Source organism: Streptomyces sp. NPDC048277 (assembly GCF_040652235.1).
Lineage (GTDB): Bacteria > Actinomycetota > Actinomycetes > Streptomycetales > Streptomycetaceae > Streptomyces.
The window spans coordinates 1-26,380 of record NZ_JBEZLQ010000055.1 but is presented as its reverse complement, the minus strand read 5'-3'; the positions used below and the strand labels follow the sequence as shown (position 1 = coordinate 26,380).

The 26,380-nt window shown below is 66.7% G+C and carries 13 protein-coding genes and 5 pseudogenes; 14 read left to right on the top strand and 4 right to left on the bottom strand.

The annotated features are described in order from the left end of the window. Positions 1-142, bottom strand: a pseudogene (locus AB0D85_RS51065) (UPF0104 family protein); the annotation flags it as partial. Positions 143-496: 354 nt separating this feature from the next. On the opposite strand from AB0D85_RS51065, the gene AB0D85_RS51060 reads away from it, so the two are divergent. The 6 genes and pseudogenes from AB0D85_RS51060 to AB0D85_RS51035 all read left to right on the top strand — a co-directional run bounded on the left by AB0D85_RS51060 (position 497) and on the right by AB0D85_RS51035 (position 13,335). After that, positions 497-697 carry an MbtH family protein gene (locus AB0D85_RS51060; protein ID WP_362338168.1) on the top strand — a complete coding sequence of 67 codons (201 nt, stop codon included), beginning with the start codon at positions 497-499 and terminating at the stop codon, positions 695-697. Positions 698-827: 130 nt separating this feature from the next. Next, entirely contained in the window at positions 828-8,027 is a 7,200-nt protein-coding gene (locus AB0D85_RS51055) for an amino acid adenylation domain-containing protein (protein WP_362338162.1), read from the top strand. A 9-nt stretch (positions 8,028-8,036) separates the two neighbouring features. After that, a pseudogene (locus AB0D85_RS51050) lies at positions 8,037-8,223 on the top strand (IS5/IS1182 family transposase); the annotation flags it as partial. A 761-nt stretch (positions 8,224-8,984) separates the two neighbouring features. Next, complete coding sequence (locus AB0D85_RS51045; protein ID WP_362338159.1) at positions 8,985-9,605, top strand: hypothetical protein; 621 nt, start codon at positions 8,985-8,987, stop codon at positions 9,603-9,605. A 322-nt stretch (positions 9,606-9,927) separates the two neighbouring features. Then, positions 9,928-11,619, top strand: a complete 1,692-nt coding sequence (locus AB0D85_RS51040) for a hydrogenase maturation protein (RefSeq protein ID WP_362338156.1) — start codon at positions 9,928-9,930, stop codon at positions 11,617-11,619. A gap of 573 nt (positions 11,620-12,192) precedes the next feature. Next, on the top strand, positions 12,193-13,335 hold the full coding sequence (locus tag AB0D85_RS51035) for a hypothetical protein (protein WP_362338153.1): 1,143 nt from the start codon (positions 12,193-12,195) through the stop codon (positions 13,333-13,335). Positions 13,336-14,019: 684 nt separating this feature from the next. Here AB0D85_RS51035 and AB0D85_RS51030 read toward each other — a convergent pair. Next, a complete protein-coding gene (locus AB0D85_RS51030) occupies positions 14,020-14,967 on the bottom strand; it encodes an SDR family NAD(P)-dependent oxidoreductase (protein WP_362338150.1) in 948 nt (315 codons plus the stop codon). Positions 14,968-15,077: 110 nt separating this feature from the next. Here AB0D85_RS51030 and AB0D85_RS51025 point away from each other — a divergent pair, with 110 nt between their 5' ends. Then, positions 15,078-15,758: a TetR/AcrR family transcriptional regulator gene (locus AB0D85_RS51025; RefSeq protein ID WP_362338165.1), complete on the top strand. Its 681-nt coding sequence runs from the start codon at positions 15,078-15,080 to the stop codon at positions 15,756-15,758. A 518-nt stretch (positions 15,759-16,276) separates the two neighbouring features. Here the strand turns inward: AB0D85_RS51025 and AB0D85_RS51020 are convergent. Beyond that, a pseudogene (locus AB0D85_RS51020) lies at positions 16,277-16,408 on the bottom strand (AraC family transcriptional regulator); the annotation flags it as partial. A gap of 126 nt (positions 16,409-16,534) precedes the next feature. Here AB0D85_RS51020 and AB0D85_RS51015 point away from each other — a divergent pair. Further along, entirely contained in the window at positions 16,535-16,945 is a 411-nt protein-coding gene (locus AB0D85_RS51015) for a hypothetical protein (protein ID WP_362338147.1), read from the top strand. 383 nt (positions 16,946-17,328) lie between these two features. On the opposite strand, the gene AB0D85_RS51010 is transcribed toward AB0D85_RS51015, so the two are convergent. Next, complete coding sequence (locus AB0D85_RS51010) at positions 17,329-18,822, bottom strand: ISL3 family transposase (RefSeq protein ID WP_362338144.1); 1,494 nt, start codon at positions 18,820-18,822, stop codon at positions 17,329-17,331. A 758-nt stretch (positions 18,823-19,580) separates the two neighbouring features. On the opposite strand from AB0D85_RS51010, the gene AB0D85_RS51005 reads away from it, so the two are divergent. From AB0D85_RS51005 to AB0D85_RS50980, 6 genes and pseudogenes are all read left to right on the top strand, one after another. Further along, on the top strand, positions 19,581-20,555 hold the full coding sequence (locus AB0D85_RS51005; RefSeq protein ID WP_362338141.1) for a hypothetical protein: 975 nt from the start codon (positions 19,581-19,583) through the stop codon (positions 20,553-20,555). 182 nt (positions 20,556-20,737) lie between these two features. Continuing rightward, a pseudogene (locus tag AB0D85_RS51000) lies at positions 20,738-21,122 on the top strand (transposase family protein); the annotation flags it as partial. Between the two features lie 310 nt (positions 21,123-21,432). After that, a complete protein-coding gene (locus tag AB0D85_RS50995; protein ID WP_362338138.1) occupies positions 21,433-22,767 on the top strand; it encodes a transposase in 1,335 nt (444 codons plus the stop codon). Positions 22,768-22,899: 132 nt separating this feature from the next. Then, positions 22,900-23,196 (top strand): annotated as a pseudogene (locus AB0D85_RS50990) (transposase family protein); the annotation flags it as partial. A gap of 476 nt (positions 23,197-23,672) precedes the next feature. Beyond that, positions 23,673-24,173 carry a SigE family RNA polymerase sigma factor gene (locus AB0D85_RS50985; protein ID WP_362338135.1) on the top strand — a complete coding sequence of 167 codons (501 nt, stop codon included), beginning with the start codon at positions 23,673-23,675 and terminating at the stop codon, positions 24,171-24,173. Positions 24,174-24,623: 450 nt separating this feature from the next. Continuing rightward, positions 24,624-25,763: a hypothetical protein gene (locus AB0D85_RS50980; protein ID WP_362338132.1), complete on the top strand. Its 1,140-nt coding sequence runs from the start codon at positions 24,624-24,626 to the stop codon at positions 25,761-25,763. Positions 25,764-26,380: the final 617 nt, after the last annotated feature.

The following is a 26,380-nucleotide window of genomic DNA, read 5'->3' as shown; positions in this document are numbered from 1 at the left end:
CCACCAGACCCGGCAGGGCCGCCACGAAGCTGAGGACGCCGTAGACGACGGCGGTGGCGAGCCCGGTGTCCGCGCCGAGACCGGCCGCGGCGAACACCCAGGCGGTGACGCCCTCGCGGGGACCCCAGCCGCCGATGTTCAGTGCGGCAGGGCCGCGGTCGGCACGGTGCTTCGTGTACTGCCGCGGTCTGTCCGGCCGGTTTGGTGCTAGCACTTCGACGGCGATCTCGGGGACGCCGTAGGTGCCGCCCAAGTTCCGGTGAACCGTGCATGTCAGAGCGGTGAGCTTGGCCTCGGCCGTTTGGCGGGTGGCCTTGCAGGCACAACTGAACCACCCCGCTTCCCCCGCCGTTGAGAGCGGTACGGGACACCTAGGGGTGCTCGGGGCTGTGAACGCCGAGGCCCGCGTTGGCCAGTCGTGTGCGAGTGGATCGGTGATCACGACAGCGCTCCGAGCGTGATGTATGGGATCAGAAGAAGAAAGGTCGGGATAAATATGGGAAATCCTTTCGAGAGCATAGAAGGCGCTTATCTTGTGCTTGTCAATGACGAGGGTCAGCATTCATTGTGGCCGGTATATATCGATGTTCCGAAAGGATGGCACCTTGTCTTCGGCGAAGCCGGCCGAGACGAATGTTTGGCTTATGTCGAAGAAAACTGGACGGACATGAGGCCGAAGAGTCTTTCAGACGCGTGAATCGTCGTCACATGAACACCCGTTGAGCCTCTCGCGGCGCGGGATGGGGCAGGGCGAGTGCCCTGGCCGGTTTATGTCTGAGAGAATTTGATTTCAAGATGCGCGGTTGCATGCAGAGCAAGGGTTCGGTATGACTGAGATGCGAAACGGCCACTGGGATCTGTTGGGCGGGCAGGCGGAGATGTGGTATGCCCAGCAATTGGATCCCGGGAACCCCATATTCAATATCGTTGAGTATCTTGACATTCGGGGTCCGCTGGATGTCGGCGTCTTCGAGACCTCGCTCCGTCACGTTCTGAATGAGATCGACTTCTACCACACACGCTTCACGCAGGACGGCGAGAATCTTCGGCAGTACCTGAGTGACCGTGCCGGATGGCCTCTGCGCTTCATCGACCTGGCGCGTCGCGAAGATGCGGAATCTGCTGCCCAGGAATGGATGAGGTCGGACATGCGAAATGCATTCGCCCTGGCTGATTCCCCCCTCTTTTTGCAGGCGCTCATTCGGGTCGGAGAGGAAAGGTACTTCTGGTACCAACGGGTTCATCATGCGATTGTTGACGGATTCAGTGGACCGATCGTCGCTGCCCGGTTCGCCGAGGTCTATGGTTCCCTGGCTGCCGGTGGGATGTACGAGCCGAAAACATTCCAGTCCATCGAAAAGCTGATCTCCGACGAGTCCGCCTATCGCGGATCGGAAGGCTTCGTGAGGGACCGGGAGTACTGGACCAGGACACTCGCGGATCGGCCGGAGGCGACGAGTCTGAGTGCGGAGCCGTTTTCGTCCGGCTTGCCCTCCGCCTTCATCCGGCATTTCGAAGGGGTGACTCCTGAGACGGCCCTCGAACTGCGCCGTACTGCCAGGAGGATGCGGACAAGCCTCGCCGGTCTCGTGGTCTCCGCGGCCGTCGCCGCGCTCCACAAGGCGACGGGCTCCCAGGATGTCATTGTCGGCCTGTCCGCCTCGGCTCGAATCGGGAAGGAGCAGCGCAGCATCCCGGGCATGATGGCCAACATTTTGCCCATTCGTGTAGCGGTGCGCCCCGATATGTCGCTGAGTGAGCTTGTCCGGCTGACATCACAGGCCGTCAGGGAAGGCCTGCGGCATCAGCGTTACCGCTATGCGGACATCCGTCGCGACCTTCGAATCCCGAACCAAGAGCCTCTGTTCGGTCTCGTAGTGAATGTCATGTCCTTCGAGGAGGAATTTGAACTCGGCGGCATGGCCAGCACGACCCACACGTTGGCGAACGGCCCGATCGAGGACGTGCTGGTGTCCGTGTACAACCGATCCATGGATGATGACCTGAAGATAGCCTTCAGTGCGAATCCGGAACGCTACAGTGCGGAAAAGAACCGGCAGAACGCCGTCCATTTCGGCCGGATCATCGAGCAGTTCGTGAAACTCCCTCCCGCATCATCGATTTCCAGCCTGGAGATCCTCTCGGAGGATGAGCGTCATCGGGTGTTGGTCGGGTGGAATGACACGGCGTGGGATGTGCCTCCGGTCGCTGTTCCGTGGTTGTTCGAGTGTCAGGTGGTGCGGTGTCCGGATGCGCTCGCGGTGGTGTATGAGGATGAGGTTCTGTCGTATGGGGAGTTGAATGTCCGTGCTAACCGGTTGGCGCGGTTGTTGATCGAGCGGGGGGTGGGGCCGGAGTCGTTGGTTGCTTTGGCGGTGCCTCGGTCGGCGGACTTTGTCGTGGCGGTTCTCGCGGTGCTCAAGGCGGGCGGGGCTTATGTTCCGGTGGATCTGGGGTATCCGGTTGAACGTATTGCCTACATGCTGGGGGATGCCCGGCCGGCGGTGGTGGTGACCACGGTGGCCGGCCGGGAGGGTCTGCCGGACATGGGCTTGGCTGATCGTGTGCTGGTGCTGGACGATCCGCTGACGGTCAAGGCGTTGGCGGTCAGTGGCGAGGGTGATGTCAGTGATGCTGAGCGTCTGGTGCCGCTGCGCGTCGAGCATCCGGCGTATGTGATCTACACATCGGGTTCCACCGGCAGGCCCAAGGGCGTGGTGGGCACCCATCGCGGCGTCGTGAACCGGCTGATGTGGATGCAGGACGAGTACGGACTGGGCCCGGATGATCGCGTGCTGCACAAGACACCATCTGCGTTCGACGTGTCGGTGTGGGAGCTGATCAGCCCTCTGCTGGTGGGCGCCGTGATGGTCGTGGCCCGGCCGGACGGACACAAGGACCCGGCCTACCTGGCCGGGCTGATCCAGACCCAACGGGTCACCACCACTCACTTCGTACCGTCCATGCTGCAGACCTTCCTCGACGAACCCACCGCCGCCGCCTGCACCACCCTGCGCCGGGTGATCTGCAGCGGTGAGGCACTGCCCGGCGAACTGGCGACTCGCTTCCAGCGCATGCTGGACGCCCGGCTGGACAATCTCTACGGCCCCACCGAGGCGTCCGTGGACGTCACCTTCGCGACCGACGCGCCCGCTTCACAGTCCGCCGCCGGAGTGGTGCCGATAGGCCGACCGGTCTGGAACACGCAGGTGTTCGTGCTGGACACGGGCTTGCGGCCGGTGCCGGTGGGCGTCGCGGGTGAGCTGTATCTGGCGGGAGACCAACTGGCCCGGGGATACCTGGGACGTGCGGGGCTGACCGCGGAGCGGTTCGTGGCATGTCCGTTCGGTGTGCGGGGTGGGCGGATGTATCGCACGGGTGATGTGGTGCGTTGGCGTGGGGACGGGCAGTTGGAGTTCGTCGGGCGGGCTGATGACCAGGTCAAGATCCGGGGTTTCCGGGTCGAGCTGGGTGAGGTGGAGAGCGCTCTGGGCGGTCTGTCGCTGGTCGGCCGGGGTGCTGTCGCGGTTCGTGACGACGGTCCGGGTGGTTTTCGGCAGTTGGTCGGGTATGTCGTCCCGGCTGCCGGGGTGGGCGGGGAGGGTGCGGATGTGGCCGCCGAGGTACGGGCCGGTCTGTCGGCGGTGCTGCCCGACTACATGGTGCCTGCGGTTGTCGTCGTGCTGGACGCGCTGCCGTTGACGCCGAGTGGGAAGCTCGACCGGCGGGCGCTTCCCGCTCCGGACTTCGCCGCTGTCGCGCGTGGCCGTGCGCCGTCCGCTCCTCGGGAGGAGGTGCTGTGCGCGTTGTTCGCGGAGGTGCTGGGGCTGGAACAGGTCACCGTGGACGACAGCTTCTTCGAGCTGGGGGGCCATTCACTGCTCGCCACCCGGCTGATCTCCCGGATCCGCGCCGTCCTCGACACCGAGATCAGCATCCGCACCCTGTTCGAGCACCCCACCGTCGCAACCCTGTCAGAACGCCTGGTCGGCACGCACACGCGGCGACGCCCGGCGCTGACGGCCGGGGCACGGCCGGATGCGGTGCCACTGTCGTTCGCGCAGCGGCGGCTGTGGTTCCTGACCGAGTTGGAAGGACCGAGTGCGTCCTACCACATGCCACTGGCGCTGCGGCTGACAGGCGTACTGGACACGGCGGCGCTGGAAGCGGCCCTGGACGACGTCGTACTCCGGCACGAGGCATTGCGGACGGTGTTCCCGGCGGTGGACGGCAATCCGCGCCAGGAGGTCCTCGACGGGGAACAGGCCAGGGTGCCGCTGACGACCACCCGGGTGACCGAGGAAGAGCTTGAGGAAACGCTGCTGGCGGCGGCCATGGCACCGTTCGACCTGGAACGCGATCTGCCGCTGCGCGCCCGCCTGTTCCGCATGGATGACCGCGAGCACGTGCTGCTGGTGGTCGTCCACCACATCGCCTGTGACGGATGGTCGATCGCACCGTTGGCGCGGGACCTGTCGATGGCCTACGCGGCTCGCTGCGCGGGTGGGCGGCCGGAGTGGGCACCACTGCCGGTGCAGTACGCGGACTACACCCTGTGGCAGCGCGAGCTGCTGGGGGACGAGGACGATCCTGCGGGCCTCCTGAACGAACAGCTCGGCTTCTGGCGGCAGGCGCTCAAGGACGCACCGCAGGAACTGGCTCTGCCGTACGACCGGTCACGCCCGCCGATCCCCACACACCGTGGCGGCACGGTCGAGCTGCGTGTGCCCGGCGAGATCCACCAGGCTCTGGCGGCTCTGGCCGATGAGAGCGGCGCCAGCGTGTTCATGGTGTTGCAGGCGTGTGTGGCGGCTTTGCTGTCCAAGCTGGGCGCCGGCAGCGACGTGCCGATCGGCTCCCCTGTGGCCGGGCGCACCGACGAGGTACTCGACGAACTCGTCGGCTTCTTTCTGAACACCCTGGTACTGCGTACCGATCTGTCGGGAGATCCCGACTTCGCCGAACTGGTCCGCCGAGTCCGTGAGACGGACCTGGCCGCGTTCGCCCACCAGGACGTGCCCTTCGAGCGACTGGTCGAAGACCTCAACCCGGTCCGCTCCACGGCTCGTCACCCGCTCTTCCAGGTCATGCTCACCCTGCAGAACACCGCCAGTGCGGTATACGGATTCCATGGGCTGGAAACCGAGCCACTGCCCCGGCAGGGATCGCTGGCGAAGTTCGATCTCGATCTCCAGTTCACCGAGCGGACCGACACCGCGGGGCGTCCGGCAGGGCTGGACGGGGAGATCACCTACGCGGCCGACTTGTTCGACCGCTGTACCGTCGAGCGGCTCGGGCAGTGCTTCCTGCGTCTGCTGGAACAGGTGAGGGCCGATCCGCACACGCCGTTGTCACGCCTCGACGTCCTGTCGGAGGATGAGCGTCGTCGGGTGTTGGTCGGGTGGAATGACACGGCGTGGGATGTGCCTCCGGTCGCTGTTCCGTGGTTGTTCGAGTGTCAGGTGGTGCGGTGTCCGGATGCGCTCGCGGTGGTGTATGAGGATGAGGTTCTGTCGTATGGGGAGTTGAATGTCCGTGCTAATCGGTTGGCGCGGTTGTTGATCGAGCGGGGGGTGGGGCCGGAGTCGTTGGTTGCTTTGGCGGTGCCTCGGTCGGCGGACTTTGTCGTGGCGGTTCTCGCGGTGCTCAAGGCGGGCGGGGCTTATGTTCCGGTGGATCTGGGGTATCCGGTTGAACGTGTTGCTTACATGCTGGGGGATGCCCGGCCGGCGGTGGTGGTCACCACGGCGGCCGGCCGGGAGGGTCTGCCGGACATGGGCCTGGCCGAGCGTGTGCTGGTGCTGGACGATCCGCTGACGGTCAAGGCGTTGGCGGTCAGTGGCGAGGGTGATGTCAGTGATGCTGAGCGTCTGGTGCCGCTGCGCGTCGAGCATCCGGCGTATGTGATCTACACATCGGGTTCCACCGGCAGGCCCAAGGGCGTGGTGGGCACCCATCGCGGCGTCGTGAACCGGCTGATGTGGTTCGGCCGAGCCTTCCCCTACCAACCGGCGGAGCGGGTGCTCGCGAAGAGCGCGCTGAGTTTCGCCGACGGCGTCACGGAACCCCTGGGCGCACTCGTGCACGGGGCCGTGGTGGTGATGGCCAACGCGGAACAGGCGCGGGATCCCCGGGAGATGGCACGTCTGGCCCGGCGCTATCGGGCCGGCCGGATCACGGCGGCGCCGGGGCTGCTGGCCAGCCTGCTGGAACTGGAGGAGGATGAGCTGCCCTCCTGCATCCGGCTCTGGATGAACAGCGGCGAAGCGCTGCCGCCGGCCACGGTCCGCCGGTTCGGAGAAGTGCTGCCCGAAGCCCAGCTGGCCAACCTCTACGGTGCCACCGAGATCTGCTTCGACAGCGTCTTCGAGACGCGCTCGACCAGCGACGCGTCGATCGGCCGGCTCGTCGACAACACCCGTGCCTACGTTCTGGACGCCGACCTGCGACCGGTGCCAGTCGGTGTCCAAGGTGAGCTCTACCTTGCCGGAACCGGCGTGACCCGCGGCTACCTCGGCCAACCCGGCCTCACCGCACAGCGCTATGTCGCCGACCCGTTCGGTGTGCGGGGTGGGCGGATGTATCGCACGGGTGATGTGGTGCGTTGGCGTGGGGACGGGCAGTTGGAGTTCGTCGGGCGGGCTGATGACCAGGTCAAGATCCGGGGTTTCCGGGTCGAGCTCGGTGAGGTGGAGAGCGCTCTGGGCGGTCTGTCGCTGGTCGGTCGGTGTGCTGTCGCGGTTCGTGACGACGGTCCGGGTGGTTTTCGGCAGTTGGTGGGGTATGTCGTTCCGGCTGTCGGGGTGGGCGGGGAGGGTGCGGATGTGGCCGCCGAGGTGCGGGCGGGTCTGTCGGCGGTGCTGCCCGACTACATGGTGCCTGCGGTTGTCGTTGTGTTGGACGCGCTGCCGTTGACGCCGAGTGGGAAGCTCGACCGGCGGGCGCTTCCCGCTCCGGATTTCGCCGCTGTCGCGCGTGGCCGTGCGCCGTCCGCTCCTCGGGAGGAGGTGCTGTGCGCGTTGTTCGCGGAGGTGCTGGGGCTGGAACAGGTCACCGTGGACGACAGCTTCTTCGAGCTGGGGGGCCATTCACTGCTCGCCAGCCGGCTGATCTCCCGGATCCGCGCCGTCCTCGACACCGAGATCAGCATCCGTACCCTGTTCGAGCACCCCACCGTCGCAACCCTCGCCCCACAACTCGACTCACCGGCCATCGCGGGTTCCTTCGACGTCCTTCTCCCCATCAGGACCAAGGGAGACAAGGAACCACTTTTCTGTGTCCATCCCGGCGGCGGGATCAGCTGGTCCTATGCCCCTCTCGCCGGCTTCCTCCCCGAAGACCGCCCGATCTACGCCCTCCAGGCAAGAGGGCTTGACGGGAAAGAAGACCTTCCCGGCAGCATGCGGGAAATGGTCGACGACTACATCGAGCACATTCGTGCGATCCAGCCAGACGGGCCGTACCACCTTCTCGGGTGGTCCTTCGGCGGCGTGGTGGCCCACCAGATCGCCGTCCAACTGCAAGGCGCCGGGGAGACCGTGGCCATGCTCGCTCTCCTGGACTCGTACCCGGCACGCGCCACAGCCGCCGCTGTCGACAACGAGCGCGGAAGCGACTCCGAGCAGGAAATCCTCGACGACATCAGCGAAGTCCTCGGGGTCGCGGTCGACTCCGGACAGGACGGCGAACCGGTTTCGGACGACCTGCTGAACGCTGTCCATCGCGAGCTGGGAATCTTCGACGGCATCACGCGCGCGATGGTCGGGAATATTCTCACCGTGCTGCGGAGTCATGTCCGCATCCTCGCCGAACATCGCCCCGGACGCTTCGAGGGAGAAGTCCAGTTCTTCACGGCCCAGAAGGACCGGAGTGGGGAATCGCCGACAGTGGCCGACTGGTCGCCTTATGTAGTAGGAGACATTCAGGAGACAGAGATTCCCTGTACCCATCTTGAAATGGGTCGTCCAGAATTCCTGGCCCAGATATCCGACAAGATTTCCCGTCGGCTGCCGCACATGAACGAGTGACTATCGGGAGTGCTGTGGCTGTCTCCGGCCCTGCCGGGGCGCCGCCACGAGTCGGACCGCACCTACATCGGCCAGACGGCCTGCCGGAGGTGAGCCGACGCTCGTCCAGCAGACCGTCAACCGGGCGCTGCCAAAAGCACGGGCCCCGGTCGAGCGTGGGCAATGCCCGTCTGCAGCCCAGCGGATCTTCCGCCAACTCCCGGCGGGCATCGGACAGATCACTCGGGGTGAGGCGAGAGTCGGCCCGGGGGAGCTTCCCAGTGCCGACATGTCCGGTACCGGGAGGCTCCGGACCCGAGGTGCCATGACCGCCGATGCGGGACTCGCTCCCTCCGGCCTGGCCTGTTACGGCACCCCTCCGTGAACTGGGCGAACCCCAGGCACGTGACTCACACCAGCTCCAGGAACAGCGGTGTGATGGAGCCGCGAGTGGTCCCTTCCGATGTCTCCTCGGTGGGCGATTGAACCGCTCACCGGGGCAATCCGTCGTGTCCTGTGTCGAAAGAGAGGTCGACCATGGCGGAATTCACCTCGGCTGGCAAACAGTCGACGAGGGACCACCCTGAACAGCTGGCGCTTCAACTCGTCCGTGCGGAATACGACCAAGCTCAGCGCCGGAGTCAGACTCTGGCGCGACGACTGGGCGACCTGGCGCGAGGTCTGGTCGGCGCGGAAGCGCGAAAGGCGCGGGAAGAGTCATCGCGAGATCCAGGCAGGAACGCACCCGACCTGGGCGATCAGAAGCCCGAGCGCGAGAGGGGAGCGCTGGAAAACGCGTGGCGCAACTTCGTGCGCCTCGCTCGAAGGATGTTCTCCAGGGGAAGGGCGGACGGGTCAACCGCCCCGTCCGCCAACCCCTGGCAGAGCCCCGGTAGGGCGGCGCACCAACAGCCGATGTCCATGCGGGATACCGGCCGGCAGGGGCAGGCTGGGGCAAGGTCGGCGTCTTCCGACCCCGTGGAACGCATCGTCCGGGAAATCAAGAGCCTGCCGGTGGAGCAACGCGTGGCCGTCGAAGCGGCGGTCCTGAGGCTGGTCCAGAAGGAGCTGGCCCAGAAGGACTCGGATATCGGTCGCCTATTCCGTGATTCTCCCGAGAGCATGCCTCACACCAAGAGCCTCGCGGATGCGGCGGTACGAAACCGCTGGAAGACCTGGCAGTTGCCGGACTTCAGTCAGACGAAGAGTACGGGGGAGACCAGGAACAGTGCCGCGGAGAGCGCTGTGGCGAAGGGCCCGGAGCGGAACCATGGCACCGAGATCGATGCCTCTGCTGGAAGCCAAGGCAAAGAGTCGCGTGACTACCGTGCTGTGTTGAAGGACTGGGAGGACCGCCGGGCGCAGCGCCCGGCCCTTGACGGTGACTCCCAGGTGAGTGCGGTGTCCTTTGCTGCTTCTCGTGACTCCCAGGTGAGTGCTGCGTCCACGGCGGCTTCCTTGCCACCCCTGGTCGGTGAGAGGGTAAACGTAACGGCGCTTTCTCCTCCCCCGTCGCACCACTACCCCACGGCCCCTCAGAGCGCTGCGTCCTCTTACCAGCGTCCCAAGCCAGCCCCGCAGCGGAGAGCCAGCCGTTGAAGTGACAGCTTCGAACAGGTCGCGTCAGCCGAAGTGCTGAACGGCGTCGCCTCCCCGTGGTCTGCGTATGCATTCTGGCCGGAGATGGCTGTGGGGCTCAAGACGGTGTGTCCTCTCGCTGATCACGGATCCACGGGGATCTCACCGGTCCGTCCAACACTGGTAGCCGGTCACCGGCGTGGACTGCGGACGCGTCAACGACGGCAGGTTGCCGTGAACCAGTTCGATGGCGGCGGCGTAGTGCTGCACACCCGACGCGCGCAGATCTCCGTGTCCGCGTGTGAATGCCGAAGCCAATCGTTTACCACTGTAGGAGCACCCCTTGCGCATCCTGCTCGTTGCCAGCGCGTTCAACAGCCTTACCCAGCGTGTCTACACCGTTCTACGGGCTCTCGGGCACGTGGTGGCGGTGGAACTGGCCCTCGGGGACGAGCCGGTCCGGGCCGCCGTGGAGCGTTTCCGGCCCGAACTGATCCTCGCGCCTATGCTGACCCGGGCGATACCCGAGGATGTCTGGAGTCGGTATCCCGTGTTCATCGTCCACCCAGGTCCCATGGGGGACCGCGGGCCTTCCTCCCTCGACTGGGCGATCCACGAGAATGCCGAGGTCTGGGGTGTGACCGTCCTGCAGGCTGTCGCGGAAATGGACGCCGGCCCGATCTGGGCCTCCGCGCCGTTCTCGGTCCGGCCCGGAGCCAAGAGTGAGTTGTACCGCGGTGAGGTCGCCGACGCGGCGGTCTCGGCCGTGCTCCTCGCCGTCGAGCGCTTCCAGAGCGGTTCGTTCGAGCCGGATCCTCTGGACTATTCCCGTCCCGAAATCAGTGGGCGGCTCCGTCCGTACCACACTCAGGATTACCGACGGATCGACTGGTCCGTCGACGACACCGCCACGGTGCTGCGCAAGCTCCGTTCGGGCGATTCACAGCCCGGCGTGCTCGACACCCTGGCGGGTCGCGAGTACTACCTTCACGGCGGGCATTCCGAGGACCGGCTGCGTGGCGCCCCGGGCCAGGTGATCGCGACACGTGACGGCGCGATCTGCCGGGCCACGGTCGACGGTGCTGTCTGGATCCTCCAACTCCGCCCCCGCCGTGCTCCAGGCGATCCGGCCACCTTCAAACTACCCGCCGTCGACGTGCTGGGTGACTTCCTTGCCGATGTGCCCGAGGTGCCGGTTTCGCCCGAGGAGGCGGGACGGCGGCAGACGTGGGCCGAGATCCGTTACCGGGAGGACGGCGCCGTCGGCTTCCTCGAATTCGCCTTTCCCAGCGGTGCGATGAGCACGCAGCAGTGCCGCAGACTGCTGACCGCCTATCGCGATGCGGCGGCGCGGCGGACAGCGGTGCTGGTCCTCGGCCCTGCGCGTGATTTCTTCTCCAACGGCATCCACCTCAACGTGATTGAGGCGGCCGCCGACCCGGCGGACGAGTCCTGGCAGAACATCAATGCCATGGACGACCTGGTGGAGGCCATTCTCACCACCACGGACAAGCTTGTGGTCTCCGCCCTCGCGGGGAACGCCGCGGCCGGCGGCGTGATGCTGGCGCTGGCGGCTGACGAGGTGTGGTGCAGGGCCTCGGTGGTGCTCAATCCGCACTACCGGCTCATGGGCCTTCACGGCTCCGAGTACTGGACGTACACCCTGCCTGCGCGGGTGGGCGCTGAGGAGGCACGTCGGCTCACCTCCGCCGCGCTGCCGGTTGGCGCCGACGAGGCCTTGGCCCTCCGCCTCGTCGACCGAGTGGTGGGCGGCAGTGCCAGTGAGTTCGGCACCTGGGTCGGTCGCGAGGCTGCCAGGCTGGCTGAATCGGTCAGTCTGGAGACGCGTCTCCTCGCGAAGAAAATACGGCGTGCCGGGGATGAGGCGGCCAAGCCCCTCGCGGCTTATCGTGAGGAGGAACTGGCCCGCATGCGGGTCAACTTCACCGACCCCGCGGAGCCGTACCACACGTTGCGGCGAAACTTTGTGTGCAAGGTCAGCCCGACCGCTACCCCGGAGCACCTGCGGGGCTGAACGGGAGGCGCCCGCCGCACCGACTGTCACGCCACGCGCCGGCGGGCGAAGCTGGTCCAGTGATCCACGGTCAAGGCGACGGTCCCCGATTCCGTCGCCTTGGTGGGATACCAGCACGTGTACCCGGTAAGCGCATGCGCGCGGCGGTGGCCGCGGACCTCGGGATCATCAGGCCGTGGATCCGCAGGGGGACACCGTTCAGTCCGTGCCTGAGCCGTCAGACGGCAGTGCGGGGAGTCCGGCCGAGGAGCCGATCGGCCGCGGGCCGAGAACCAGCGGCTGCCGAAGGCAGAGATCGCCGGCGAGTCCGAGCGAACGGACGTTGAAAGACAAGCCCAGACCCCGTCCTCCCAGCGTTGGCCTCTGGTGAACCGTGTTTGGTCCGCTCCCGTTGTAATGCTTGCCGCAGGAAGGACATATGGAATGCCGGGTTTGCACCCCAGGAGAAGCAAGAGCCCGATACCTGGTGTCGGCAAAAGGAGACCGAGCGCTTGGGGGGCCGTCGGCGTTGCATCGCGGCTCGCCGTTCGAGAGGCCGCGGCCGACCGGGTTCCGCCCCTGCCCGATGCCCGCATGGCATGTAAGTACCTGGACAGCAAAGGGAGCTATGTCCAGGGTAAGGCCCACTTCGAAGCCGGTCATTACCAGAGGCTCGTACTGGACGTGAGGCGCGGCGAGTTCTACTTCCACTGCGACGACTGGCGAATGCCACGCGGCCTGCACAAGAGTGATCGTTTCCCGCCGTCGAACGGTCTCTGGGCGCCGTTTCACTGGCTTCGTGTCGCCGACGTCCTGTCCTGGACGATCGACTCTCATCACACGTTCGAGCAGCGCCCGTACCTCACGCGCGAGGAGGGTAACGCGTTCGCCCGCGAGGTCGCTCCACTCGCCGAGTCCCTGCTGCGGAACCTGCAGCCCGTCCCTGGCACCGGTGTCTTCGACTGGAGTGCGGAATCGGCCAGCGCGGGCATGGACATCCAGGCCGCCTGCAGTCGCCATCGGCACCCGCCGCGGGGGCGACGCCCGGAGCTTGTGAACATGGCGGAGGCCGTGTCGGTCTGCCCCCAGTTGATTCAGGATCGATGGGCCAACCTCGATGACAAACACCTCAACGAGGAGGCTGAGGGCCTCAACCGGTTCGGTCTGCACAACAATCCAGCCATCACCGAGGCCCTTGGTATCGACCCCGACACCGATGGCGCCTCGCTCGTCGGCACCCGGGCATGGCTGTACGAATACCGCGTCACGGCCGCCGCGGGCCGCCCGATGCAGAGCGCCGCATCCTTCTTCCCCACACACCCGGAACTCGTCACCGCGGAGACCACGACCGCCGAGTTGTGGGCCATGCCGGCCAAGGCCCGAGCGGCCGCCGAGGCGGAGGGAATCGTCCTGCTCGGCGATACCGAGCACGCGGCTGATGCCCGGCGCACGCAACTTCGCATGGAGGTCCTGGACGAACTGGCCACGCGCAGCGAGGTGCACTCAGAAGCCGAGGCCACTGTGAAGTCCCGCCGCTACGCTGTCTACGCCTACCTGTATCGCGCGCTCTCCTGGGAGGCCCGACACGGTGGCGAACCCGCTGTCAGCGACACACGCCTCGCCGAACTCGCGCGTCTCAACGACCGCATAGTGGCCCGGTTGCGCGCACAGCTCGACCAGGAAATCACCGAAGAGCGCGACCGTAGCCAAAGGTGGCATGAGTACGACAGAAAGTGATGCGTCCATCACCAGACGCCCCTACGAAACCGACCGGCATCAGAGATGTGTCCACATACTCCGCGTGGCGGCAGTGTGCGGCCGACTGTCACTGGCCTACCCCGAAGAACCAGAGATACGCACGCGGAAGATGCCGTCAGGGCATAGCCGGTCCCGGCCCAACCGACGGCGGTCTGCTGTTCCACCGCTTCTATCGAGCCGAAGCGGTAGGCGTTCAGGGTCCAGGTCTCGCTCAAGGTCGTGCACAACTGGTGGAGCAATTGGTCGACAGGCGGACGTGACGGCGGCCATGACAAGCGGTTCTGATCCACTCTCTGTGGAGCTGTGACTGAGCGTCACAATGTTCAGGGGGCACCGACGGAAGTCCTCTGCCAGGACTATTCCGCGGTTGGCACTCATCACTGCCCACGCTCGCAGAGATCATTTCCCGGCGTGGCCAGGATCCGCCTTGCAACCTCACCGAGAGGTTCCCCAGATGGCAGCCACGGTCAGCTCGCCGCCGATCGCATACAGGTACGCGGCCTGGCCCGCCGCTCGGTATCGAAGACGAAGAGCATTCGGATGCTCACCGTCCCACCGCCACGCGAACGCAGCTCCCGCATGTTCCGGTAGCGGCTCTTCTCGATCGCGCCGACCGTCGGGCGGCGGAGCGCCGGACGAGCCGGCGCCTCCTACCAGCGCGGGCTACATCGTGATGGCCGATCCGGAGGGAAACGAGTTCTGCTGGGACTGAAGGACGGGGAACTTCACGCCGGTGAGGTCTTCGGAGACGGTCCACAGCCGCTGCTGGACGGCTAGCTCGTACGACTCCGGGCTGGAGGTGACCAGCCGGGGGTGGCCCTTGACCTCGTTGCGCCCGCCGGGACCGTAGTACTGGCCGCCGAGCGCGCCGGGGTCGGTGGCGGCGCGCAGGGTCGGCAGCGCGCCCATCGCCGGCGTCTGGGTGATCAGCGGTGCGAGCCAGGTGAGCGGAAGCCGGAGGGCTGCGGGGGTGTTGCGGGCGAGCTCGGTGTTGGACATGCCGGGGTGCGCGGCCACCGCGACGGTGGTGCCGTGTGTGGCGAGCCGGCGCTGCAGCTCGTACGTGAACATCAGGTTGGCCAGCTTGGACTGACCATAGGCGGCGGCCCGGCTGTACGACCGCTCCCCCTGCAGGTCGTCGAAGTGGATCGCGGCCCGGATGCGGTGGCCGGTGCTGCTGACCGTCACCACGCGCGAGCCGGGCACCGGCAGCATCAGGTCCAGCAGCAGCCCGGTGAGCGCGAAGTGGCCGAGGTGGTTGGTGCCGAACTGCATCTCGAAGCCGTCGGCGGTGGTCTGCTTCGGGGTGTACATCACGCCGGCGTTGTTGATCAGCAGGTCGATCCGGTCGAGTCGGGACCGCAGCGCCGCCGCCGCGGTCCGGGCGGAGTCGAGCGAGGTCAGGTCCAGCGCCTGCACGGTCACGTCGCCGGTCATGCGGGCCGCGGCCTGCTCGCCCTTCTCGGCGTTGCGCACGGCGAGCACCACGGACGCCCCGCGCTCGGCGAGCGTCTTGGCGGTCTCGTACCCCAGTCCGGTGTTGGCCCCGGTCACCACGGCCACCCGTCCGCGCTGGTCCGGAATGTTTGCCGTCGTCCACTTCTCGCTCATGCCAGGCTCCCAACCAGCTAACGTACCGAAGGTATCTTGCATCGACGACGTTAAAGTAACTTGCGGTACGTTGTCAACGTACCGCAGGTACCTAAGTTAGGCTGGTGATCGTGACTTTCCAGCGGGCGCGAACCGAAGAGCAGCGGGAGATCCGCCGACGGGCGATCCTCGACACGGCGTCGGCGATGCTCGACGAGATGCCTGTGTCCGCGGTCACCCTGAACGAGCTCAGCCGCCGGGTAGGCCTGGCGAAGCCGAACGTGCTGCGCTACTTCGAGTCCCGCGAGGCGGTGCTGCTGGAACTGCTGGACCACTTCCTGCAGGAGTGGCTGACGGAACTGGCAGGCGAGTTGGCGGCCGGCATCGACGAAAATCTACCCATGGCCGAGCGAGCGGCAGCGGTGGCCGAGATCCTCAGTCGCTCGCTGTCCGGCCGAATGGTGCTGTGCGAGCTCTTCGGCGCACAGGGCAGCGTCCTGGAACACAACGTCTCCGTCGAGGTCGTAGCACGCTACAAGCGCGCCTCCCTGGACCGCCTGACAACCATGAACGCCCTGATCCGGAAGTACCTGCCGGAGCTGGGCGAGAACGCAACACTGTTCAGCCTGCAGACCATGGTCATGGCCGGCGCGCTGTCGGCGTACAGCACGCCCCCACCCAGCCTGCAGGCGGCCTACGAGGCCGAGCCCGACCTGGCACGCTTCCACCTGGATCTGAAGGACTACTTGAAGCAGGCCCTGACCGCAACCCTCCTGGGCGTGCTACCCCGCCGCCGACCAGCGTCGCACTGAACAGGCCGAAACCTCTGCATCTCTCGCGCTCGGACGGTGGAGAGGCCGGGGTGCCCAAGCTCGGGCCGCCGGCCCCGACCCCGGCACCCGACGCATCCGCGGCATCGCCGCCCAGACCCATCCGGCTGGCCTTTCAACTCGCCCACGCCAGCCGCCGCAAGATCGACCGCTGGCTCGCCGCCATCCCGCCCGACGGGCACCCACCCCGCCGACGGCCCACCCGTCGCCGACCGACGAGACCTCTCGGCAGCCAGACCCCCACGGGCCATGTCACCAGCCAGTGAGAGCTCACACAGACAGGAAAATCAAACCGCCGACAGTCCCGGCGCCCCCACGGCCGCGGGCCGACCAGACGCGCGCCCGCACCACCGAATCCCCCTGAGCCGTCACGGCAAACCCCACGACTGTCCTTTGACAGCCAAGTTAGTCCGGTGCGATGCCCTGAGCTGGGGCGACCAGGTTGGATGTCAAAGGACAGTTGTCGGTCGGGAGCAATGTGAGGGCCGCGGCTGGGCGGTTCAGCGCTGGCCGGAACCGCGTGCGTCACCTGTCACGGGCTTCCCTGCCCGCCAGGAGGCTGGCCAAGCGACGTCGTCGATCGCCAGCCACGGCGCGGCGGCGACGGCAGTCGGCGTGATCCCCGTAAACGCCGCAGTGGCCCGTTGATCCTTCGGTCGAACCAGTAGCAAGTCAGGCCGGGGCAGGTCAGACTGAACGCGGGGGTGCATACCGGGTAGTCCGGTACCAGTGGCGTGCCCCCGAACAGGGGGATCACCATGGCGGCACCCGTACCACCTGACGAGCTGACGATCCGGGCCTTCGAACTCGCCGGCGATGACGTCAAGGACTGCACATGGGCCTGGGAAGACCGCCATAGCCCAACGAAGAAGGCGATCAGAGCAGACTTCGGGAACGGGACCGTCCTGATCATCGACATCCACCCGGCGGTCAACCGTCAGCCGTGGACGTTCGGCGGTGCGTATATCCGCGACGTCCAGGGCAGCGAGGTGAACATCGACGCGGATACTTCGGCCGACGCCCGCGGCACGATCAGGGCGCACATCGACCAATGGTTCGGCAGTGAGATCGCCGCGGCAGCAGCGAACGTCAACTCGAACAGTCAGGCGTCGCAGTCGGCGAACTGGCGCGCGAAGCCCGACGGCAGCGGACAGAAGCCGATGAGCTGATGCCACGGTCGCGCATCCCGTGAGGTCGCTCTCGTCGGGATGCGCGACCGCCGCGCACGTGACCGCTCTCGCAGCGGGGGCATGCGGAGCACCCGCGAAGGGGCCATGGAACCCGATGCCCCAGGACAGCACCCCGGGTACGGCCGAACGCGCACAACTCCAACCGGAACACCGCTTCTCGCCGTGTGCTGGCCAAGGTCGGGTTCACCGGTGTGCTCACCCTGCGCGACTAGGTCCACTGTCAAAAAGCCGAAACGACTGGGTTCGTTGTCAAACACCTCGATTGGATGACAAAGGACAACGACCAAGCGGAAGGCTCGTCATCGTGATCACGATGAGGACCGTTCCGTCACTGCTCAGAACACCGATTCGTCGGTACTCCTTCAGTCTGCGTGGAGGATCTGCAGGCGGAGGAGGTCGAAGCCAGCGCGACCATATCCGTCCCTTTTGATCCCGGTGACGGCCTCGAAGTCCTGGCGGAGGCCGCGGGCCAGACTGGACAGGGAGGGGAAGCCGGTGGCCTTGGCCTGTTCGAGCCAGTCGGCGAGGTCTTGGCCTCGGCGCTCGGTCATCATCTCGGCGAAGGCGCGCACGCAGTCCGCAACACCGTCCAGTTCCGGGCAGCGGGCCAGCAGGTCCTTGAGTTGGAGCGTGCCGTTCTCGTCGAGGTGGTCCGGATGGCTGGTAAGGAGCCGCGTCGCCTGCCGGACGGTCAGTTCCTGGCCCACGGTGGGTGCGGTCTGACCGCTGGCACGCAGGGTCTGCAGGTGGCGGCGGACGGTGCGCTCACTGCCGCGATACCCCAGGGTGCGGATCTCCCCGCAGAGCCGGACAGCGTCCGTGTACCCCTCGTTCCAGCGTTGGTGCAGGAAGCCGAGGTAGGGCTGGACCCGGTTCCCGCGCTTGCCGGTGCCGACGGGCAGGTCCTCGGGGGCGGCCGCGTGCGCGTAGCGGCGGACCGTCTTGCGATCCAGGCCCAGCGCCTCGGCGATCGCGGATATCCCCACTCCCTTGCCGAACAGGGCATGGACTGCCGCGTGGCGCTCGCGGCGCTGGACGGCGCGCAGGCCCTCCAGCCCTGCCGGCACGGGAAGGTCTGTACCGCTGTCCTCCGCGTTGGGGGCCACCGACCCCGGAGCCTCGGTCGGCTCGGTCAGGCAGGCACGGTGCGCGAGGACACACTTCTCGACCGCCTCGCACAGGTTCTTCCAGATGTGAAACCGGTCCGCGACCTGGGTTGCGTCGGGGCAGGCGGTGCGCACGGCCTCGGCATACGCGCTGGCCCGGTCACGGCACACGATCTCCGCTCCGGGATGCGCGCGCAGCCATGCGGTGAGCGTCTCCGCGGTGCGGTCGGGCAGCACGTCCACGCGCTCGCCCGTCTCCATGTCCAGAATGATCGTTCCGTACACGTGGCCCTTCTTGAATGCGAAATCGTCGACACCCAGGACGCGGGGCGCGGTGCCGACCGGTTCGTCGGGGAGCTTCCGCAGCAGCCTGAGCAGCGAATTCGGGCTTGTCGGGATCGACAGGTGCGCGGCCAGCCGGGCCGCAGGACGCCCCGCGAGGGCCAGCGCGATCTTCTCCAGTGTCCGATGCAGCGAAGCCGTGCGCCGGGCGAACCGCTCGGTGAGCCCGTCGACCTGCTCGACGAAGGTCCGGCGATCACACTCCTGAGTTGGGCATATGAACCGGCGCACTAGCAGGTCGATCACAGTCCGGTGCCCGGACACCGCCACGTCGGCCAGGCGCCGCCGGTACCCACCGTGGACACGGCCCGACACCGTCCCACACCCCGGGCAGACGGCCAACCGCGTCGCGGTACGTGCCGAGAAGGTCATCACGCCGTCGTCCACCACGACCTCCTCCACCGTCACCGTCGACAGATGAGAGAAGGCGGCCCAGGGCACACTGCAGTCACACGAACACCCATCATTCCAGGCTCCTGTGACGCTCAGTCACAGCTCCACAGAGAGTGGATCAGAACCGAACGAAATGGCCGTTGACACGGACGCGAGGCGCTGGTGCCCCGGCCGTGCCGGCGCCAGGTGGGCGAACATCAGGTTCTCAATGCGGCCGGGCAGCGGGCGGGCGGGTATCTACGCTGGTGGGACGGCCGTTCCAGCGTCCGGATGAACGCACTGTCGGGCAGGACGCGGAGACGGTCCGTGGGTGGCGCGAAGTGACCTGGCCGGCGATCCCTGCGCGAGCCAGGGCCGAGGGCGCCGAGGTGCTCTTCGCCGCCCTGGTCGGCATCCGCACCTGGGGCGCCGGGGGATGCACAGCGGTCGTACGCAGATTCTCTCATCGCCGCCAACGCCGGCCACACATCGTCCGCGGCTACTTCGGCGGCCTGTACATCCGCTACAGCCCCGAATGGATCCCTTCGAGTTTCGAGTCAAATGTGTGTACATCTGACTGAAAAGCAGCTGGAGGATCAAGGTATCCCGGGCGTGTTCGCGGGATCTTGAACCGTTCGCGCCTCGGATCCGTTACAACTTCCCAGCTAGCGTGCATTTTTAGATACGAGAGGACACCTGACATGCCTACACCATCGAGTTCGCAGGAACAGTTCGATGCGTCCCACTCCGCCAGTTGGGGATCGGCACAGAATTTGGAGGCTGCCCTCCAGGAAGTGTCAACCGACTCCCAGCGCCCGAACACGGTGATCTTTCAGAACCAGGAAGGCGATGAATTCGCTGTCACCGCCGCAGGTGGAAATCCTCTCCGGGCAACCGTTTCTGTCAACGACGGAAACGGTAACTGGGTAACCCTCGACGGCATGAAAAAGGATCTGAAAAGGTGTGGCGATTTCGTCCAGAAATATCGTCCGGAGATCACGGCCCTCGCCAAGGCCGGCGGTTTCTCATTTGTGGCGATGGGACTTGCGGTGGAGAATTATGGCGCGCCCGAAACCGGCCAAGCAATGCAGAAATTCGGGGCCTATGTGAACAACGCAACAGCGCTGTCCGACGTTGCCCATTTCCTCCACTCGGCCATCCGAATCTACCAGGAAGATGGTCTCACGCGGCTTGCGGTCTGGGATATGGGCAAGGTTGTTTTCCAGGCTGGCGGTCTGGGCGCGGGATTCGCCAGCATCGCACTGAAGGACGATGCGGTAACTCAGATAACCAATTCCATCACTGCTGCCGCAGCGGCTGCTGCGACTGGTAAAACTGGGCTGGAAGAGAAGAAGGCGAACAGGGACAACGCTCAGGTACGAGTCCCCGGCGCATATGTCGATGGCGATCATTTTAGGGTCAGGCAGGGGCATTCTATACCCCTCCAGCCTGGCAGCAGCCATACCGTTTCCCGGACACCCTCCTCGGCTGTCGCCACCTTGGCCGACAGTAGCATCGCCAACAGCAGTTTTGAGCCCGCTCCGGGTGGTGTCCTGAGGCGTACTACCTTCAGTAGTGGTCTTGGACCCACCCCGGAAGTGCCTGAAACCCCTACTAATCCAATTCAGTCTGCCTACAACCCCGGGCGTCGCGATTCGCCTACCAATGTGCCGGGCGGAGGTGAGAGCGCGACGGGTGGTCGGTCTGTCCCCTCGCAGAACTCTTCGGCGGCGAACACTACTCGTCGCGCTAAATCCCCGACGCGATAGGATTGGCTTCGACATTTCCATCAACGCCCGAACGGCACAGACATCCGCATCCCGAATCGCCAATTCGCGCGACAACATTCGCAGGTATTGACAATTACTCGCTCCGTGAACCTCTTTCATCCTGGGTCTCAGGAGTGAAACAGGCTGGTCAGTGTGGTGGTGGCGTGGCGAAGCCCCTCGTCATTGGTGTGGTGATCTCACTCAACACGCCGACGGCCGGGGGCTTCGTTGGTTCCGTATCCTCGCTCGATGTGCCGTATGAGCTGGTCGAGCATGTCTCCTGGCACATCTACACCCGAAGGCGTGAACTTCGCTCGCCGTGGCGGAAGTTGAGCTGTTTCAAACAGGCCCGGCTGGCACTGGCCCACCTGCGGAAGAATGAGACGTTCGCCCAGGTCGGCGCCAGGTTCAGGGGTGTCGGAGGCGACGGTATGGCGCTACGTCGACGAGACGCTCGCCTGGGCGCCGGGCCTGCACGAGGCCCTGGTCGGGCTCGGCGAGGGCGACTTCGTCATCGTCGACGGGACGCTCATCGCCATCGACCGTATCCGGGCGGACGAGCCGTACCAATGCAGAAACACAAGCAGTGTTGCCGTACGCGTGAACGTGGCTCTGGCAAGATTTTCGCAGGCGGAGATCATCTTGGTGCCGTGGTCAACCGGTCCGGGTAACGGTCAGTCTTTGAGCGTGCTCTTCTGAACTGCCGTATTTGTTACCGCACTTGGCGGGCGTGTCGGTTCTCTCGGTCGACGGCTCTGGCCCTGTGGTGGTTGTCCGTGCGCGTACGCGGTCGCACGCTCCCGCGCCGTGTACGGGCTGCGGGATGCCGAGCGGGTGGTGTCACAGCCGTTACGTCAGACGGCTCGGCGATGCGTCGTTGGGCGACCGTGCCGCGCTGATCGAGCTGAGCGTGCGCCGTCTGTACTGCGAGAACGCCGCTTGCGGGAAGGTGACGTTCGCCGAGCAGGTGCCGGGGCTGGCTGTTCGATACCAGCGGCGCACACCGCTGCTGCAGCGGGTGGTCAACGCAGCGGGAGTGCTGCTGGCGGGCCGGGGCGGGGCCCGGATGCTGCGGGTCCTGAACGTCGCGCTGTCGCGGTGCACCGTCCTGTCGCAGCTGATGCGGATGCCGCTCCCGCCCCTTGTCACTCCACGGGTTCTGGGCGTGGAGGACTTCGCGCTCTACGGCAGCACCTACGGAACTCTCCTGGTCGATGCCACCACTCGTCTCCCCCTCACGCTCTGGGAGGGACGGGACGCTGAACAGCTCGGCCGCTGGCTCCGTGAGCATCCTGGTGTCGAGATCGTCTGCCGCGACGGCTCGCTGGCCTACCGCCAGGGCATCTCCGCCGGTGCCCCCGAGGCCATACAGATCAGCGACCGCTTCCACATGTGGCAGGGGCTGTCACGTCGCGTCCAGGACATCGCTACCGCCCACCGAAGCTGCCTGCCCGAAGCCCTCCCGCCGGTGGAAGAGGCCGGCCGGGAACCGGATGAAGTGACCACCGAAGACGCTGCGGCGGACACACGAGCCGGGCGGCACGCCAGGGGGCTGTTCGAGGCCGTGCACACCCTGACCGGATCCGGCCGGAGCTACAGCGCCGCGGCCCGCGAGCTCGGCCTGGACCGCAAAACCGTGCGCAAGTATGCCCGCGCCCGCACCTGGCAGGAGGTCATGCGCCGCCCGCCCCGCAAGCCCTCCACCCTGGACCCCTACCGCGACTACCTGCAACAGCGCTGGGACGAGGGCGAACACAACGTGATGGTCCTCCACACCGAACTCCGCAACAAGGGCTATCTTGGGCACTACCAGCGCGTGAAGATGGCCATCGCACCCCTGCGACGCGGACTGCCCCTGGACCAGCCCCGCGCACGACCGCCGTCCCCACGCGAGACCGCCCGCTGGATCCCCCCCCGGACCGCCGCGGCCTACACGCCACCCACCGTCTGCACCGGCTCCTCGAGCACTGCCCCGAACTCAAGCGCACCCATGACCTGGTCCGCCGGTTCGCCGCCATGCTCGACAACCGCGACGCCGCACCCCTGCCGACCTGGCTCGACGCGCTCTCCCACAGCGGACTGCCACCACTTGCCGGTATCGCCGGAGCCCTGCGCGAAGACCAGCACGCCGTCACTCAGGGAATCTCCACCACCTACAACTCCGGCGTCAACGAAGGCCGCATCATCGACCTCAAACTCCAGAAACGCCTGATGGCAGGACGCGCCGGCATTCCGCTCCTGCGCCACCGCGTCGTCCTGATAGCCCACCTCCGCCGCCGTTACGCGGACGGGTCGACCACGGCACCAAGATGATCTCCGCCTACGAAAATCCTGCCAGAGCCGCATCGGAGAGGACGCGGACAAACAGCACGGAATGAACGTCCAGGTCATCGCGGCCTCGGACGGAACCCCGCTGTGGTTCTCACGCGCGACACCGGGGCGGACCCACGACCTCACCGCGGCCCGCGCCCACGGCATCCTCCAAGCCTGCCTGACCCGGCAGATCCTCCTCCTGGCCGACCGGGCCTACCAGGGCGCCGGCGCCACCGTCCGCACCCCCTACTACCACCACCACGAACAGCCAGAGCACTACCAGCAGTTCAACTGCCACCGCGCCCGGCTGCGGGCTCCCGGCGAGCGCACATGTCCCGCGGTTCTCCCCTCACACCACGAGACACCTGTGCTTGACCGACCTGGCCCGGATGGGCGGGGAACTGCACGCCATTGCCACCTTGATGGGGCTCTTTCATTTTCCCCACCCCGTGCTCAGGGATGGGACAGACCTGCTCACCGAGATTCCCCGTCCCCGGCGAGCCGGCCTGCGGACGGACGCCACAAGGGAGGGGCCGGCCGATAGCCGGTCCTCCAGAGCACCTGCGGCGTTCGTCCCGGAGGTGGGAAAAATCGGGCTGGGTGTCCGGCCGTCTGATGTCTGCCGTGCCCGCCAGCACGCCGCCGGTGCGCGTAGAAAAAGGGAACTGCAACGCGAGCCGCCTGGCGGGATCGCCGGCTGTCGTCGGATGTGATGTGCGTCTGTGATGTGCGTCTCGCGTGTCAACCCGGCCTTCGGTCTCAGGCGTAGGGGTGTCAAAGGACCGAGTACGCGAGGAGCTGCTGTTGACCGAGGAGGAGTTCACTGAGTTCTACGCTCACTCAGTCCGTCGATTGACCGGACAGCTGTTCGTTGTCACCGGTGATCTGCATGAAGCCGAGGATCTGGTCCAGGACGCCTTCGTGCGGGCTTGGAACAAGCGTCGGCAACTGGATCGCGATCATGCCCCGGAGGCGTGGGTACGCACGGTCGCCGGCCGGCTGGCGGTGAGCCGGTGGCGGCGCGTGCGCCGTGGCCGCCACGCCTGGGACCGGTACGGCCCTTCCGCGGAAGTGGCCGGTCCCGATCCGGCGGCCGTGGATCTGGCCGCGGCCCTGCGCCTGCTGCCGGTGCGGCAACGTCTGTGCGCCGCACTGTTCTACGTGTGCGACCTGCCCGTCGAGCAGATCGCCGCCGAGACGGGGATGGCGACCGGCACGGTCAAGACCCACCTGTCCAGGGCCCGAGCTGCTCTCGCCCACCATTTCTCACCTCCTTCGTCTCCCGGGGGTAACCGTGAAGCCTGACAGCACAGACCCCATCGCAGCGATCCTGCTCCAGGCGTCGGAGCTGGCCGCCCGCGAGACCACACCGGTGAACTCACACGTGATCACCGCACGGGCACGAAAGCGCCGACGCCGTCAGCGACTGGCCGCGGGCACAGGCCTCGCGGTCGTCGGCGCTGCAGCCCTACTCGCCGCGATCACGCTCCTGCCGGCTCGAGCCCCCCTTGCCCCGGCCACCGTCCCCGCCTCGACACCAACCTTGACACCAACCTCGTCCGCGACCGGCGACCAGGCGCCCTCCCCTCCAACGGCATCCTTCAGCGGCCAACCCCATTGACCGCCTACCGAGAGAGCCCCATGACGACCTCGACAACCACCACAGCGGTCACCCCACAACGCATGGCGTCAGACGCCGAGGAAGCGGCACCACCCGCTGCCCCCGCCCACTCGTCCACTCAACGCCGACCCGACGTGCCCGTCGGGAACACATGGCCGCGCAGGGCCTGGAGTGCGGCATGGCCGGCGCTGGCGATCTACACGGCCTCCGCAGTCCTGCACCTCGCGCTGCTCGCGATCATGACCCCAGCCGACGGCCCCGGCCTTCACGCGAAGCTGCTCTCCTGGGACGGCCTGCTCTACACAGATATAGCCCGGAGCGGCTATCCCGACGGCTTCACCCATACCGCCACCGGAGAACTGACCGGCAACAACCTGGCCTTCTTCCCCGCCTACCCGGCCCTGATCCGAACCGTCCACGCCCTGACCGGGCTCGACTACGGCACCGCCGCGATCACCGCGGCCCACCTGGCGCTCATCGCCGCGCTCATCGCGGTCCACCACCTCCTCAGCCGGCTCTACGACCGCCGCACCGCCACCATCGCCACCGTTCTGCTGGCCTGTGCACAGCCCATGGCCTTGGCCTTCTTCATGGCCTACAGTGAGTCCCTGTTCCTGGCCCTGGCCGCTGCCACCCTCGTGGCCGCCCACCGCAAGGCATGGCTCACCGCCGGCTTCCTCGCCCTGCTCACCGGCCTGACCCGGCCCGCCGCCGTAGCCGTGGCCGCCGCACTGGCCACAGAGGTCGCGCTCCACCTGATACGCGAACGCCGCCTGACCTGGCGCCCGCTCACCGCCATCGCCCTGGCCGCCACCGCGACCCCCGCCTACCTCTGGTGGGTGGGCCAACGCCTCCACCAGCCAGATGCCTGGTTCACCATCCAACAAGCCGGCTGGGGCACCCACTGGGACAACGGCCGTGCCTTCCTCAACCTGCTCAGCTACACGCTCACCCGCGCCGACGGCTGGGTTCCGGTCAGCACCGCCGTCCTCCTCCTCGCTCTCATCGCCGCCACCATCCTTGCCTGGCTTCACACCGCCTGGCCGCCGCTCCTGGTCTACGGCACCGCGCTCCTCGTCCTCTCCCTGGGTCAGAGCAACTACTACCACTCCAAACTGCGCCTGGTGATCCCCGCTGTGATCTTCCTGGTCCCGCTCGCCCGATCCCTCGGCCGCGCGCGGGTGCGGACAGTGGTCATCGTCCTGTCCACCGCCTCGCTGTTCGGCTGCTGGTACGGCGCGTACATGCTCACCACCTGGCACTACGCCATCTGAGCGGCTTACTCACTCCCACGCGCGAGTCTTCTCCCGCTGCTCGGCGCGTAGGCCGCGCAGCGGTCGCAGCCCCTCGCGGTGGGAGGCGCGGCGGCTGACGTGGTGGTCGCGGGCCGGCCCGGCCCGGCCAGGTACCCGGCGCGCACGAGCGAGCAGCCCCGCCGTGCCGAGGAGAGCGACCGGGTGACCACCTGACCGGCACCTTCCACCCGCAGTCGTCCTCGGCGCGATCCCCAGGTCCCCCTGTCGGCGACGACGCCCCCGGGAACCTCCGCGACACCGGCGAAACTCGCCGATAAAAGCAGAAAATGGCGCATGTCAGCCGCTCAAGATCGCGCCGCTGTCTCTTCTGGCCGCATCTCGGCTGGCCTTCCTGGCCGGCCGACTGTGCCCCTGGGAACGGACCTGCGCCGTTACCCAGGCGGCCACGATCCGCAGGCCCCTCAGCGGAAGGCCGTTCGGCGGTTGCTTCGCCCCTTCGACGACGTGCGTTCATCGCTGTGGTGCCCGGATGACGGCAGCTTCTCGGCGTCGGGTGAAAACTGGCCGCTGAACGGCGGATCAAAAGGGACCCATTTCGCGATCTTCTGACCAGCCTGATCTTGAACGTCAAGATC

What these genes read in the sequence shown, in the direction of transcription:
- AB0D85_RS51015 (WP_362338147.1), top strand. Translation starts at nt 16,535, where the DNA reads ATGGCGGCACCCGTACCACCTGACGAGCTGACGATCCGGGCCTTCGAA.
- AB0D85_RS51055 (WP_362338162.1), top strand. Translation starts at nt 828, where the DNA reads ATGACTGAGATGCGAAACGGCCACTGGGATCTGTTGGGCGGGCAGGCG.
- AB0D85_RS51035 (WP_362338153.1), top strand. Translation starts at nt 12,193, where the DNA reads ATGGCATGTAAGTACCTGGACAGCAAAGGGAGCTATGTCCAGGGTAAG.
- AB0D85_RS51060 (WP_362338168.1), top strand. Translation starts at nt 497, where the DNA reads ATGGGAAATCCTTTCGAGAGCATAGAAGGCGCTTATCTTGTGCTTGTC.
- AB0D85_RS51030 (WP_362338150.1), bottom strand. Translation starts at nt 14,967, where the DNA reads ATGAGCGAGAAGTGGACGACGGCAAACATTCCGGACCAGCGCGGACGG.